16 protein-coding genes are annotated in these 13,752 nt (G+C 53.4%); 15 read left to right on the top strand and 1 reads right to left on the bottom strand.

Annotated features, from left to right (window positions below):
* Positions 1-38: 38 nt before the first annotated feature.
* The 4 genes from RID21_RS02975 (at position 39) to RID21_RS02960 (ending at position 2,250) form a co-directional block, all read left to right on the top strand.
* On the top strand, positions 39-404 hold the full coding sequence (locus RID21_RS02975; protein WP_350187103.1) for a TM2 domain-containing protein: 366 nt from the start codon (positions 39-41) through the stop codon (positions 402-404).
* Positions 405-465: 61 nt separating this feature from the next.
* On the top strand, positions 466-1,059 hold the full coding sequence (locus RID21_RS02970) for a hypothetical protein (RefSeq protein WP_350187102.1): 594 nt from the start codon (positions 466-468) through the stop codon (positions 1,057-1,059).
* A gap of 46 nt (positions 1,060-1,105) precedes the next feature.
* Positions 1,106-1,627: a macro domain-containing protein gene (locus RID21_RS02965; protein ID WP_350187101.1), complete on the top strand. Its 522-nt coding sequence runs from the start codon at positions 1,106-1,108 to the stop codon at positions 1,625-1,627.
* A gap of 155 nt (positions 1,628-1,782) precedes the next feature.
* On the top strand, positions 1,783-2,250 hold the full coding sequence (locus RID21_RS02960) for a hypothetical protein (RefSeq protein WP_350187100.1): 468 nt from the start codon (positions 1,783-1,785) through the stop codon (positions 2,248-2,250).
* Between the two features lie 108 nt (positions 2,251-2,358).
* On the opposite strand, the gene RID21_RS02955 is transcribed toward RID21_RS02960, so the two are convergent.
* On the bottom strand, positions 2,359-3,927 hold the full coding sequence (locus RID21_RS02955) for a hypothetical protein (RefSeq protein WP_350187099.1): 1,569 nt from the start codon (positions 3,925-3,927) through the stop codon (positions 2,359-2,361).
* A gap of 255 nt (positions 3,928-4,182) precedes the next feature.
* Between RID21_RS02955 and RID21_RS02950 the strand changes: the two genes are divergently transcribed.
* From RID21_RS02950 to RID21_RS02900, 11 genes are all read left to right on the top strand, one after another.
* Positions 4,183-5,055, top strand: a complete 873-nt coding sequence (locus RID21_RS02950) for a TIGR02452 family protein (protein ID WP_350187098.1) — start codon at positions 4,183-4,185, stop codon at positions 5,053-5,055.
* Positions 5,056-5,557: 502 nt separating this feature from the next.
* Positions 5,558-6,400: a tetratricopeptide repeat protein gene (locus RID21_RS02945; RefSeq protein WP_350187097.1), complete on the top strand. Its 843-nt coding sequence runs from the start codon at positions 5,558-5,560 to the stop codon at positions 6,398-6,400.
* Positions 6,401-6,567: 167 nt separating this feature from the next.
* Positions 6,568-7,113 (top strand): cysteine hydrolase family protein, encoded by a 546-nt coding sequence (locus RID21_RS02940; protein ID WP_350187096.1) that lies wholly within the window; start codon positions 6,568-6,570, stop codon positions 7,111-7,113.
* 42 nt (positions 7,114-7,155) lie between these two features.
* A complete protein-coding gene (locus RID21_RS02935; protein WP_350187095.1) occupies positions 7,156-8,013 on the top strand; it encodes a hypothetical protein in 858 nt (285 codons plus the stop codon).
* A 116-nt stretch (positions 8,014-8,129) separates the two neighbouring features.
* A complete protein-coding gene (locus RID21_RS02930; protein WP_350187094.1) occupies positions 8,130-9,125 on the top strand; it encodes a hypothetical protein in 996 nt (331 codons plus the stop codon).
* 156 nt (positions 9,126-9,281) lie between these two features.
* On the top strand, positions 9,282-10,466 hold the full coding sequence (locus RID21_RS02925) for a serine hydrolase domain-containing protein (RefSeq protein ID WP_350187093.1): 1,185 nt from the start codon (positions 9,282-9,284) through the stop codon (positions 10,464-10,466).
* Positions 10,467-10,599: 133 nt separating this feature from the next.
* Positions 10,600-11,298 (top strand): class I SAM-dependent methyltransferase, encoded by a 699-nt coding sequence (locus RID21_RS02920; RefSeq protein WP_350187092.1) that lies wholly within the window; start codon positions 10,600-10,602, stop codon positions 11,296-11,298.
* 113 nt (positions 11,299-11,411) lie between these two features.
* Complete coding sequence (locus RID21_RS02915) at positions 11,412-12,005, top strand: RDD family protein (RefSeq protein ID WP_350187091.1); 594 nt, start codon at positions 11,412-11,414, stop codon at positions 12,003-12,005.
* A 50-nt stretch (positions 12,006-12,055) separates the two neighbouring features.
* Positions 12,056-12,532 carry an SRPBCC family protein gene (locus RID21_RS02910; RefSeq protein WP_350187090.1) on the top strand — a complete coding sequence of 159 codons (477 nt, stop codon included), beginning with the start codon at positions 12,056-12,058 and terminating at the stop codon, positions 12,530-12,532.
* 15 nt (positions 12,533-12,547) lie between these two features.
* The gene (locus tag RID21_RS02905) at positions 12,548-13,123 is read left to right on the top strand and encodes a hypothetical protein (RefSeq protein ID WP_350187089.1); all 576 of its coding nucleotides are present in this window, start codon (positions 12,548-12,550) and stop codon (positions 13,121-13,123) included.
* A 2-nt stretch (positions 13,124-13,125) separates the two neighbouring features.
* The gene (locus tag RID21_RS02900) at positions 13,126-13,680 is read left to right on the top strand and encodes a hypothetical protein (protein WP_350187088.1); all 555 of its coding nucleotides are present in this window, start codon (positions 13,126-13,128) and stop codon (positions 13,678-13,680) included.
* The last annotated feature ends 72 nt before the right edge of the window (positions 13,681-13,752 follow it).

The raw sequence follows: 13,752 nt of genomic DNA, 5'->3' as shown, positions 1-13,752 counted from the left end.
TCAAATCGAAATCCGAGCGAAATACCGAGGTCCGGGCCATGCTATGTCCTTTCTGTAGTGAAGAAATTAAAGCCGAAGCGATCAAATGCAAGCATTGTAAGACCATGCTTTATTCAAATGAGGAACCCTTGGGGGCTGGCGTCAACGCTCCAAAGATTCAGCCAGAGCGACCAGAAAAATCGAAACGGGTTGCCGGTTTTCTGGCTTTCTTTCTGGGAGGGTTGGGGATTCATAAGTTTTACTTGGGCAATTGGGGTTGGGGAATTTTGTATATTTTGTTCGTGTGGACTTATATCCCTTTAATCCTTTCGTTAATCGAGCTGATTCGGTACTGCACACTTTCAGACGAAGAATTCTCGCAAAAGCTTGCAGAGAATAATGGTCCATTCGCTTTCGTCTGGTAGGTGAAATCTCAATTCACGAGAACGACTATGGATCTGCGAGAGAGCCTGGAAGAGGCCAGTATTGCGAATTCTGTCTCAAAATGTAGTCGATCAGGAGCCGGTGTATGTGGTGGAGGATCCGGACGGGCGGAAGGTTGAGTTGCGGCAGAGCGAACAACTGGGCGCGGGCTGGCTGGAGGGGGACTGGACACGGTTCCGCGCGACGTTGCTGATCCCGGCGGCGATTTCAGGAGGGCTGGCTTGTTTAGCTTGTCAGTCGAGACCAATGGAAGAGATGCCCCCGTTTGATGTTTATTTATTTGTTTTTGGGATGTTGATTTCGATTGTGCTCTGGCCTTTTATGGTTGTGGCTGTCGTCGGATTTCAGGTGATTAATCCGTACACAGATCCTGTCTGGAAACGGCCGACGCATTCCAGTAATCCGTTTCGACTGAGAAACCCTCTCTATGCGGCTCACATTTCTAATGTACTTTATGATGGCGCAGGGGGCAGGTATGCTGGCAACGTCCCTCATCGGAGGCTGGCTGCAACTGCTGATGGCAATTGCGACAATCATTGGAGGCCTGACAGGTCTGTGGGGACTGGAACTGGTAATCAGATGGTTTCCGAAGAGGATGGAACCGAAAAAAACTGTAGTTTAATCCGCGGTATCTGATTGATAGCCACAACGATTACAGGCTTGAAGAGATTGGGAGCTGCGAATGAATCTGAAGCTCGAATTCATTCATGGTGATATTCTGGAGCAGCCGGCGGAGGGGCTGGTTTGTTCGGGGAATGTTTATCTGAATATGTCAGGCGGCGTGAACGGCGCACTGCTGGTTCCAGGGGGTGAGGCACTGCAGAGCCAGTTGCATCAGTATCTGCGGGATGAGGGGCTGAAGTTTGTGCCGCCCGGTTATGTGATGGAAATCGGGCCCGAGCCATTTGCATTTCGGTCGATCGTGTATTCGGTGGCGATTGACGGCTGGTACGATTCGAACATTGCACTGGCGGCTGAGACTCTGACTGGTGCGCTGTCGATCATCGAATCACGGGATTGCTCTTCGGTTAACATCCCTGCCCTGGCGACCGGTTATGGGAAGCTTTCGAAGCAGGACTTCGGAGTCGCATTACGATGGGTGCTGTCGGCGCGCGAGTGGGGCTTTGAACTTGTGAATGTAGTGGAACGGAACGCGTATGGGTTGGAGGAGATTCAGGAGGGGTATCGTGAGAAGCAGGAGTAACTAAGCAAACTGAATTTTTTACTACCACGGCCGGCACGAAAGACACGAAAAGGATAGGTAAGAGGGTGGTATTTTCTGTCTGTAAGTCTTTAAAACCAAGCTGGTGGTCAGTAAAAGTATAGTTGTTTTGATTTGGGCTAATTCAGGATTCAATAATGACCAGCGATACCAGCGCGAACTCTTCCTTTGTTCAACGCCTGTTCCAGAGGCTGCTCAAAATGCTGGGGTGGAAGAAAAGCGAGGATGTACATGATGCGGAGTTGGCTGAGCCTGACAATCCTGAAGAGCCCACGTTTATCACGCTGGAAATGGAAACCTTGCGGGTGATGAAATCAGTGGGGGTTCGTCATCAGCAGGTTCCCCTGTCGAGTGTCATTTTACGGTTTAGTCTGACAGGGAACGAAGTCGACGGATTCGAGGCCTGTCTGGACTTTCAGAATCGTGATCAGGAAGATCCGGATCTGGACCTGGGGCAGGATGTGAAGGGGCTGCGACTTGTCACCAGGCGAGAGAATGAGCAGGCTTTCTCAGGAACAATCGTCAGGTATATGAATTCCAATGGAACGTATGGCTTCTATTTTGATGGGCCGTTTTTCCATCAACAATATGCGAAACGTCGCTGATGAATTGGGAACAGATGGTCGCTGGTTCTTGCTGCCTGCTCTTTTCAATTCTGTTGATTGAGACAACCCCGAAACGTGTTCGAGGTTGTCCTGCTCCCAACAATTTGTTTACTCAAACTTAAACGAATACAAGTCGGCGTCTTTGAGTTTGATTTTTAATCTCACTGGTTTGCCGGCGAGGCTGCTGACGTCGGTTCCCTTCTTCCAGCTGACCGGGCGGGCAATGGTGTCGCCGAAGAGTTCGATGCAGTCAGCTGCTGTGAAACCTTCGATTGGTTTGCCCTCGGAGGTCTGGAGCTCGACCGTGATGCCGCCGGCGGCGGAGGTGGAGAAGTTCAGTTTGAGCTCTTTGCCGGTGAAGGTGATCGGTTTCGTGGTGATCTCTCCCCCCTTGAGTGGGGCGTTGAGGGAGACGAAACCGTCGATCCGCATGGTGTAGCGGCGGAGCTTGCTGCCCTCGCCTGTCCAGTAGCCTTCGGTGGCGTAGAGGGAGAGTTCATCGGGGGCGCCTTCAATGTCGGACTTGGTTTCGACCAGCTGCCAGGCGATGTACTGATGACCGTAGTTCCAGGTGTCTTTACGTTCGATGCCGGGACGCAGGAAGGCTTCGGGCCAGCGTTTGAAATTGACGCCGTCACGACTGGTCATGAAAAGGCCTTCGGTGATCGCCATGCCGTAACGGTTGGAGATGGATGATCGCATTTTGCGGTGTTTATACTCGGGCAGCTGTTCCATGGATTTCGACCAGCCCCGTTCCACATAGCGGGTGGGAAAGCCGACGAGGATGTGTGGTGCGCGGTAGTAGGGTTTGATCTGGTTGGTGTAGAGCTGCTCGGGGGGCGCGTCGCCGTATTTCAGGTCCTGGGGTTCGCTCCAGTGGATGAAGTCGTCTGACGTGGCGGTGCGGATGTCGCGGAGGCCGGAGGGTTTCCAGTTCTTTTCATCGGTGGTGCCGCCCGTGAAGTAACGCCAGTAGGCGCGGTACTGTTTTGTGGCCGGGTCCCAGAAGGCGAGGTTTTCGGAATCGAAGGCTCCCTTGGTGATGACCGGCTTATCGGACATCAGCGACCAGTGAATGCCGTCGGGTGATTTGAGGGCGAGCAGTCCGTGCGGTCCACGGGAGCGGAGGATGGCTTTGTATTTCGCGTCGGGAGGACAGGCGGGGTTTTCGTCTTTGAAGACCGCGGGGTGCACGGGATCGGGCTTGGCGGACTTCATCCAGTCGCGGTGGGCCTTGCCGATGACGATGTTGTTATCTTTATTGCCGCTGCCCGGTGGAAAGGAAAAGAGTCCCAAGTCGGGGCGTTTCCAGTGAATGCCGTCGTCACTCTCTGCGTAACAGGTGAAGTTGCTGTTAGCAGGGCCGAATTTCTTCTCCTGAACGTTGAGGTGCCAGGCTTTGTAGTACATGCGGTATTTGTCGCCATCCTTGAAAATGCTCTGATAACCGCAGCCACTCCCCTCCCAGGGTTTGTCATAAGTGAAGACCACTTCGCGGGGTGTGGGATGATGCAGTTCGAAGCGGACATCTTCACTGCGAGAGTCGATCAGGGTGTCGTCGACGAGCAGTTCAAGCCGGGAGCCGATGTTGATGGGCTCTGCTGCGAAACTGGCAGCCGTGGTGAGCAGGCTCAGGGTGATACAGATGAAGAAGACGAGGCGGGCGATGCGTGGCATGATGTTGATCCTGTGCTGGAGTATGTATGAGCTCTTTTATTCTAGCTAGAATTTCTGCGGGGGACCACGAAGGAACTCAAAAGAATTTTTTCTACCATGAAAGTCACGAAAAACACGAAAGGAAAATGGGGCGGTGGTGATTTGGTTAAAAAGGTGTGAACCTGTTGGAGAATATTATGTCGTATAATATACACTAAGGTAGGGTGGGAGTGACGAATAAAAGAATGAAAACAATAATGAGAAAGGGTTGTGACTATGAGTAGTCGAACTGGACGTGCCAATCTGGCGAAGACGACATTGCAGGTGATGGATGTAGGACGGTATGTGAATCCGCAGGGGGAATCGGTATCGATTGCCGAGGAGATGGAAACCTGTAACGCGGCTTCCGAATATTTTGCTCCTACAGAACTGGAGCGGTTGCGGGCAGAAGTGGTATCTGCCCTCTGCCCTTATGCTGAGACCCGGTTTGAGCTGGAGAATGAGACGACCCTGGAAGGGGCGCATGCGCTGGCACTCAGGGGAAATGCAGGCCGGATCGGTGTGTTGAATTTTGCGTCCGCGAAGAATCCGGGCGGTGGATTTCTGGGAGGCAGCCAGGCTCAGGAAGAGAGCCTGGCACGGAGTTCCGGCCTGTATGGCTCACTGAACCTGTTTCATAGCGAATACTACGAGGCTCATCGGAACCAGAAAGATGCGTTTTATTCGGACCGGATGATTTACTCACCCGACTGTCCAGTCTTCCGGGACGATGCGGGCGCGTTTCTGGACGCGAGTTACCAGGTGGATTTTCTGACGAGTCCGGCACCGAATGCGGGGGCGATTCAGAAAAATCGTCCGTTGATGGTCGCGGAGATTCCCGGAACTCTGCAGGCACGGATGGATAAGGTACTCGCATTGTTCGCCAGCAAAGGCTGTGCAACCCTTGTGTTGGGGGCTTGGGGCTGTGGTGTGTTCCGCAACTGCCCCGCGATGGTCGCTGCGAGTTTTGCGGAGTTCCTGAAGCCCGGCGGTCCTTACCATGGACGGTTTGAACTGGTACGGTTCTCGGTACTGGACCGGGCCGAAGGACTGCCGATCTATGGGGCTTTCGCAGAATGCTTTGGGTGTGCGAAAGCAGCGAAAATGTGATCGTGACTGTGATCGTGACTGTGATGCTGGACGCATCGCATTCTGTGGTGATTTCTAAAGTGCGCAGGCTTGGGTTCCTACCACGAAATACACGAAAAGCACGAAAAGCACGAAATTGGTGATGACCTGGCAGGTTCTTTGGTTCTTGTGTTGGCACCATTGGCAAGTTGGCACCATTGGCAAATAGAACAGGGAGTTTTATTTTCACAATTGTGCACCGCAACTGGTCAAATTTTCTGCGAAGATGACACAGATCAGTTCGCTGTCAGTTACAGAGACGCCATCGTCTGTTGAAATATCGTAAATGGATCTCCATGTCATTTATGCTTATGCTCGCGCCTGTGCTGATGCCTTTCATCCTGCCGGTCGGTTCCCTCCAGAGAAAAGGAAAGTTCTTCTCTGGAGGATCGGGAATTCGTTGATAGTAATGACTGCCTGATTCGACTATCATGAGTTAAAAAGACACGAAGTCTGAAAATACAATGAAAGGATGTGAATACGGATGTCTGCTGAGGATGAGAATCAGGAACAGGGTGAGTCAGATCTGCGCGAGTTTCGTATCGGGGTGCGGGTTGATCCCGAAGAGGGACTGCAGTCGATTGGCATGGAAGTGGTGAATGGTCTGGTCAATCTGGGGGGACGCATTGTTTCTCTGCAGGGAGGTGGTGCCACCTTTCGTAAGCTTGATCCCAACGATGAGGCACAGCACAAGAATCTGGCCCTGACCGGCTGTGATATTCAGGTGATTATGGATGTTTCGGGAGTTGGAGAGACACCCGCTTCGCAGGAACACGATCGCCTGTATCGGGCGGGCCTGGATCTGATCAATCCTTACATGCAGATTGTGGGCCGCGAGACGCAACCTGCGGATACGGAGACAGCACAGGAAGAATTGAAACGGGGTATCGAACTGCTCAAGTGGGTGCTGGATATCAATCCCGGTAATGGATCGGCGTGGTGGATCATTGGCAAGGCGGAACAGGCACTGGACAATACGGAGGTGGCCTGCGATGCGTTCGGGCACGCGTATCGACTGAAGAGCGAGAACGCTGACACGGCGCGGGAATATATGTACGAGTGCCTGAAACTGGGACGGGCGGCGCAGGCGATCTCGGCGGCGCGGCATGCGATAGAACTCAAGCCGGACGATATGGGCCTGGTGGCGAACCTGGCGCTGGCGCTGTTGATCGGCGGCGAACTTGAAGAAGCAGCCGAGGTGATCGAGATTGCAGTGAACGGCGCGCCCGATGACCCGATCAATGTGAATCTACAGCAGCGGATCGCCGAGGTGTGCGCGGGCGTGGTTCCGCAGCCTCGAAAACTGGCCGACATGGATGCGACTTAAAACCGTCGTTACTATAAATGTGAATTTAAACCACGAAAGACACGAAAAGCACGAAAGACTTGGTTGAGGGGTTAGTTCGTCTGCAGGGGATAGCAAGCTGGGGTCTGGCTGTCTAATCTGGATTGCACAGATGCTTTCAGGTCTAATCCAAGTGTAAGGAGTTTTTTATGAGTCGGGCATTGCTGGTGATTGATGTGCAGAATGAGTATTTCACGGGGGCGCTGCCGATCACGCATCCGGCGGGGCACCTGGAACGGATTCTGGAGGCGATGGATGCCGCTGCGGAACAGAAAGTACCTGTGGTTGTGGTGCAGCACCATATGACCGATCCGAATCAGCCGTTCTTTCAGAAAGGGACTCCCGGCTGGGAACTGCATCCCGAAGTCGCCCGTCGTCCACACGATCTGCTGCTGGAGAAAACGATGCCGGGGAGCTTTACGGGGACGCAGCTGGAAGCGTGGCTGCGGGAACGCGATATCGATACCGTGACCATCGCCGGTTATATGACGCATATGTGCTGCGACACGACGGCCCGCGAAGCCGTGCATCGCGGGTTCACCGTCGAATTTCTGAATGACGCCACGGGAACACTGCCACTGTCAAACAGTGCCGGTGAAGTGACCGCGGAAGAGTTGCAGCGGTCGATCCTGTGTGCACAACAGATGCTGCTGAGCGAAGTTCTGGATGTGGCAGCCTGGAAGGGACGCTTGTGAGTTTCGTTTAGATCGATCCCCTGCCCTGTCGGGAGACTGACGATGACCGAGGTAGCTGCTGAACCGATTGCCGAAAAGCTGGCAGAGCTGAATCTGGCGCTGTCGCCTGAGATTCATTACCGGCTGGGAACGGTATTTTCTCGTACAGACTCGATGAGTCTCGAGCAGGCAATCAGTCAGAAGTATCCCCTCGTCAAAGCGTGTGAACCGGTTCTGTTGAAAGCGCTATTCGAACGGGAGCAGGTTTTGTTTGTCTGCCTGGGGGAACTGCGTTTTCAGAAAACAATTGTCGTGCTCACCAATCTGCGGATGCTGCTGTTTTCGACCGACCGGAAGCAGGTTCCCTGGCAGCCTTACTGGGCGATCTATTATAGCCAGATTTCAGAACTGCAGTCGGTGTTTATGGAACAGTACAAAATCTTGCTGAAAGATGGCAGCAAACTGAAGTTCAATTATTTTCCCTGGCAGGATCGCCAGAACTTCCAGCCGGTATACTCTGAAGCTGCCAAAAAAGTTGAGGAAGAAGGCCTGGATCCGCCTGTCTCGCAGTCGCGGGAAAATCTGTGTTCCAACTGCTTCGCCACGGTGCCGAAAGAGACTTACGAATGTGAAGCCTGTGGAGCGACTTTCTGGACACCCTTTTCTTTGTGTCTCCGTGGCTTTATTTTCCCTCCCGCAGGCAGCCTGGTGGTCAGGACGCGACGTGCCGCACTGATCGATATGGCGCTCTACTTCCTGTTCCTGTCTTATGTCATTTTTTTGCAGGCGCAGGGGAACCTGACTTTTGCGATCCTGATGTTCGTGCTGATGAATAGCAGCTACGGGGATTGGATGTATAAGCAGGCGAAAGGGGGGCTGTTGCTGAAAGAAATCCCGCTGGAGAAACAGGCTGTCAATTGACATTTTGCCGGATCATGAATTCCTGATGAGTCGGCCAGATTTTCTTAGAACCGCTTTCGATCTTCAGGTAAAATGAGTTTATCTTCTTTGATGCTCGAGTTAAGGAAGGATGAGCCATGCAGAACCTGACCCATGATGAAGTGGCCGCCAAGTTGTGGGAGTTAAATCTCGAATTGTCCCCGGAGATTCCCTATCGACTGGAGACGCTGTTTCCGCGGATCGAGGGCTGGTTTGTCAAAGGAAAGATCAAGGATCAATTCAAACTGCTCAAGCGGCTCGAACCGCTGCTGGCTGAGATTCTGCTGGATCGCGAAGAGGTACAACTCGTTTTGCCGTGTAACCAGTCAACGCTTTCCGATGTCTTTCTGATGGGGTCACTGTGGGTCGGAACCTCAACCTGTGCCGTGCTGGTGTTGACCAACCTGCGGATCTATTGCATTCGCGTCAACGATACCGGCGTGCCTCAGCAGTCGTTCTGGCAGATCTATTACAGTCAGATCAAAGAGGTGGACCAGTCGCTGTTTGGTGACACGTTGTTTTATCTGAAAGATGGCCGCAAGTTGAAGTATTCCGGGATCGTGCCGGAGGATCAGCGGCGATTGCAGTTCATCGTCTGGGAAAACTGTAAGACATTCCGAAAGCAGGGCTTTGAGCCTTCTGTTTCACAGTCACGGGAGCAGGTGTGCGGTCACTGCTTCGATGTGATTCCCCCGGGAGTCTATGAATGTGACAGTTGTGGCGCGCAGTACTGGAGGCCGATCGAGGTCGGGATGCGGAGCTTCATCTTCCCTTCATGGGGCGATTTCGTGATGAAGCACACCACCCTGGCACTGATGGAACTGCTCGGTTTTACGTTTATCATCGGATTTACCATCGCTGCTTTTTTTGAAGGCAAGTACCTGGCGGGAATCATTCTGTATGTGACGGCGAACCTGGCGGATGCGTTAATGAGTGTGCAACTGGCGACGCGGGCGCTGCATCTGAAATCAACGCCGTTTGAACGTCCTGATATGTGGAGTTTGACGAATCCGGAGCGACTTGTGCAGGAGCAGCGTGAAGCAGGCACAGGTTATGAGGGTTATCGGGTTGCGGACGCGGCGGAGCAGTTATAAAGCCTGGGCGGATCGACGCATGCTGATTGTCTGATGTCTGCACTTTTTAACCGATGCTTCCACAGCTCTCTGCACCGATGCACGATAAAGAGTAGGCGGGCATGATTGAGTTGGACTGACGGCAGAAGTTTTATAGACGCGAATCGGGAGCACACAATGAGATTAGGACATGGCCGGACGGGATTACTACTGGTGGCAGCGACTCTGCTGATTATGCAGACGCCCGTCAAGGGACAGAATATCAATCACAAGCTGGAGCCGTATCTGAAGTCCGGTAATCTGCCGGCATTGTCTGCAGCGGTTGTCGTGCGAGGCACGGTGACGGAATTCGGCGTGGTAGGCACCCGAAAGATGGGAGTGGACATTCCGGTCACGATTCACGATAAGTTTCACCTGGGGTCTGACGGCAAAGCGATGACCGCCACGATTGCTGCGATGATGATCGAAGAAGGGAAGCTCAAGTGGGATTCGACGCTGGAAGAAGTCTTTCCCGAACTGAAAGACTCAATGGCTCCCGGCGTGGGCAAAGTGACACTGGAAGAGCTGCTGTCCCATACCAGTGGGATGCGTGCCGACGATGAAAATCTGATGCAGCTGCTGAAAGATTCATTCGATGTGGATGGCGATCTGAATGATATGCGGTACTGGCTGCTGAAAGAATCGGTCAAACTGCCCCTCGAAACAAAGCCTTCCACTGCATGGAAATACAACAATCGCGGGTATACGATTGCCGGCGCGATGATAGAACGTGTGAGCGGCAAAGCCTGGGACGAGCTGATCGTCGAGCGCATTTTTGAGCCATTTCAGCTGACGACCGCCGGTCTGGGAACACAGTCGACCCTGGGCAAAATCGATGCACCGCTGGGACATGTCATTCAGAAAGACGGTAAAGTCAAAGCGTACATGGCGGGACCGAATGCGGATAACTCGCTGATCCTCGCGCCAGCGGGCTGTCTGCACCTGTCGATTCTGGATCTGGCGAACTGGGCTGGCTGGAATGCCGGGAACGGGATGCGGCCCCCCTGTAATATTGTGAAGCCGGAAATGGTCGAGAAAATTCACACCCCTGTATTTACGATCAAAGGGGATAAACCGGCGCGTCCCGGAACGCCACCCAATGGAAAATACGCGCACGGCTGGGGCTGGCTGACGGTGGACTGGGCTCCCTATCCCCTGCTCTATCATGCCGGTTCGAATGGCAAGAACCTGGCCCAGATCTGGATCGACAAAGAGAAAGACATCGCGATTGTGATGATGACCAACATCGGCGGCATCCAGGCGGACGAGGCGCTGCGGGAACTGGCCAAAGAGCTGTATCTGAACGCTGTCGCCAGTTATTAAAACAATGCTTCCGGATTCGGGACTGGTACGGACTCCGTCCCTGCGATGATTGTCGCGGGGGCGGAGCCTTGTTATAAGACAGCATTGACGTGTGCCCGGTGATTCAGCTCACTTCTGCAGGGAGTCCTGTCTGATGTCCAATCCGATGTATTCTGAACATGCCGCCGCCTATGCTCAGGCGATTCGCGATAACAGCTATAACGCGAGTTACGACCGCCCTTCTCTGCTGGCACTGCTGCCGGAGCTCAATGGAATGAAAGTACTCGATCTGGGCTGCGGTCCGGGCGTGTATGCAGAAATTCTGCTCAGCCGCGGCGCGGAAGTGACTGCCGTCGATCAATCGGCGGAGATGGTGGCCCTGGTCGAACAGAGCCTGGGCGACGCGGTCCGGTGTTACACCCAGGATCTGGCGCAGGGACTCCCGCGGGAAGCGGACGCGGCTTATAACGTGGTGATCTGCCCGCTGATGCTGCATTACCTGGAAGATTTCTCTCCCCTGCTCGCAGAGATCCGTCGTGTGCTCAAACCGGGCGGGCTGTTTGTCTTTTCCACTCATCATCCGTTCGTCGATTATGGGTTTTCCCCGAGTGGGAATTATTTTCTGACGGAGAAAATCATCGACGAGTGGAATACGGTGGGACCACCGGTGCGCGTGGAGTATTACCGGCGACCGTTGTCAGAGATCATCCAGCCGTTGATTGCTGCCGGGTTTCAGATCACCGCTCTGAGCGAAGGACAACCGGACGAGCGGATGCGTCAGAGCGATCCGGACAGTTACCAGAGGTTGTCGACGTCCCCCGGATTTCTGTTTGTGAAATGTCAGGTTGGCTGACTGGCGTGACTGAATGTTTGCACATGTGGCTGCTGGCTTGTAGAATACAGGCCTGATGGCAGTCTGGTGGTCAGGCCGTTTTCTTTCTCTGCCACAGTCAGGAATCGTGCAGCATGGCGGGAGTCTCACGTGATCGTTCCCTGGGGGATGGCGTTTATTTTGCGCCCGAGGATTACATCGGACTCAGGCAGCGAGTGGTCATATTTCTGGTTGATGCAACAGTATTGCTGGGAGTGCTGTTTGCTTTGGTTTTTTTCTCTCTGTTTTTCTCTGAGGACTATGTAGACGAGGAATCAGGTAAGGGACTGTCCTGGATCTGGTTCGCTTGCATCTGGTTCTATCTGACCGTCATCAAAGCTTCGCGATTGCGGACGGTGGGCTACTGGGTGATGGGAGCCCGGATAATTACACTGCGGGGCACAAAGCCTTCTGTGTGGCGGATGACGTATCGCGCGCTGCTGAATTTTTACTCTCCTCTCAATCTCGTGTATGATCTGTTGTGGGTGGGAGTGGACCGGGATCGCCAGTCACTGACCGACCGGTTCGCTGGTACCTGTGTCGTACGCAAGCGGGCGGAGCCTGTGGGCCGAGCTGAAATCCATTATATGTATTACACCGGGATGTCGTTTCTCTATTTCTATCCCTGTGTCGTACTACCCCGGGAAACTGAGGAACTGGTTGAGGTGGAGCTCGCGAGTTCAACGTAACCTGTCGCGACTGTACTTTTACGGTCATTCAGCAACGGAATACACCTGGTATGGAATTTTGTTTTGAACAGACCCTGCGCGTTTCCAGAGACGTACTGTTTCGATTTCATGAGGATCCTGCGCATCTCGGGCTGTTACTGGCGGAGTGGCCCGGATTTCGACTGCTACGTCATGCCGGTCATATTCAGCCTGGAGCGGAAACCTGGTTTGAGCAGCGAGTCGGAGGTTTTCTGCCGGTAGTAATGGGATTTCGCCATACGGTTTATGAGCCCGACTGTCGATTTGGCGAGACGCTGATTCATGGACCGTTTGACCGGTTTACGCATTTGCATGAATTCGACGAGACAACAGAGGGAACCGTGGTCCGGGACATACTGGAGGTGCAGCTGTCATGGCAGTATGGTGGTCGTTTCGCGACGCAGCATCTGGTTGCGAATGCGCTCAACTCTGCGTTTGATTTTCGCCAGCGTTCTTTACGAGAACTGGTGTCGAATAAAAATAGAACCGGATTCCGATTCGAGGACTGAGTGAAGGAAGTGGAAATGGCGGTGGCGACTTACATCCTGTTTGTATTGGGCTGTCTGGGGGCGACCGATATCGCTCTGTACCACAGCTTTTCGCATGGGATCCGCCAGCACCCCGATTCGCGGGCGGAGCTGATCGTACACAGCCTGCGCGGCCCGACTTATGCAGTGCTGTTTGTTGTGATTCCTAATTTTGTGATGCAGGGAGTTTTCTTCTGGTGTCTGCTACTGTTGTTTGTGTTTGACCTGTTGATCTCGATTGTGGACTTTGCGCTGGAGCGCGAGAGCCGCAGGCTGCTGGGGGGACTGCCCAGCGGTGAGTATGTGCTACATATCATGCTGGCGATGTTGTTTGGGGCGCTGGTGACTGCGGTTTGCCTGGAAGCGGGAGCCTGGCGATCTCTGCCAACCCACTTTTACTATCAGCCAGCTGACGTGCCTGCTCTGTTACGTGGCGTTCTGGTCGTCATGGCGGTACTGGTGCTGATTTCCGGAATACAGGATGCGTTGGCGGCGTGGCGGCTCTATAATATGCCTGAGCGGGCAACCTCATTAAAAGAGAAAGACCAGCGGTTGCAATCGGGAGGACGTTGAGGATGAGTTCGACGGGAATCATCAAAACAAAACGCCGGCGGAAGTATCATGTTATCAGGGTGTTGATGGTACAGGTTGTGCTCCTGGCTTACACGATTGTTTTTCTGTATTTCCTGCATCAAAGCCGTTGGGGACCGTTTGCGGTTGTCAGGCAGAATCTGTTTCTCGTGTTTTGCCTGAATATGGGCGGGATGCTGTTCTGCATGCTGTATAACGAACAGCGCATGGATCGATTTTTGCGGGACTATCCGGTTCTGGGAGATCGTGAGGGTATGGAACGCCTGAAGCCGATCTTACGGACTCACATGTATCTCGGCGTACTCGCACTGCTCATGACGGGAAACTCGCTGGGGACGGGGCTGGGGATCTTCATCGAGAAAGAATTCCTCCAGGGTTTCATCGTGCTGGGAACCTGGCTGTTGTCCTTACCCCTTTTGACCTGGTGCAGTCATACAGAAAACAAAATGTATCAGATCCAGTGCACGAACCAGAATCTGGAACCGGAAGTGGAGCTGTTGATCAAAGACTGGTCGACGCGAATTTTTCCGAATTTTTAAGGCACAATGTCTGAACCAGAGAGCCTGCAGCTGCGTTTCTATTTGTAGTAAAGCCAGCCACATCGATTTTTT

The sequence above is a fragment of the Gimesia sp. genome, assembly GCF_040219335.1.
In the GTDB taxonomy this organism is placed as follows: domain Bacteria; phylum Planctomycetota; class Planctomycetia; order Planctomycetales; family Planctomycetaceae; genus Gimesia.
The sequence above is the reverse complement of the archived record's forward strand: the minus strand, read 5'-3'. Positions and strand labels throughout refer to the sequence as shown.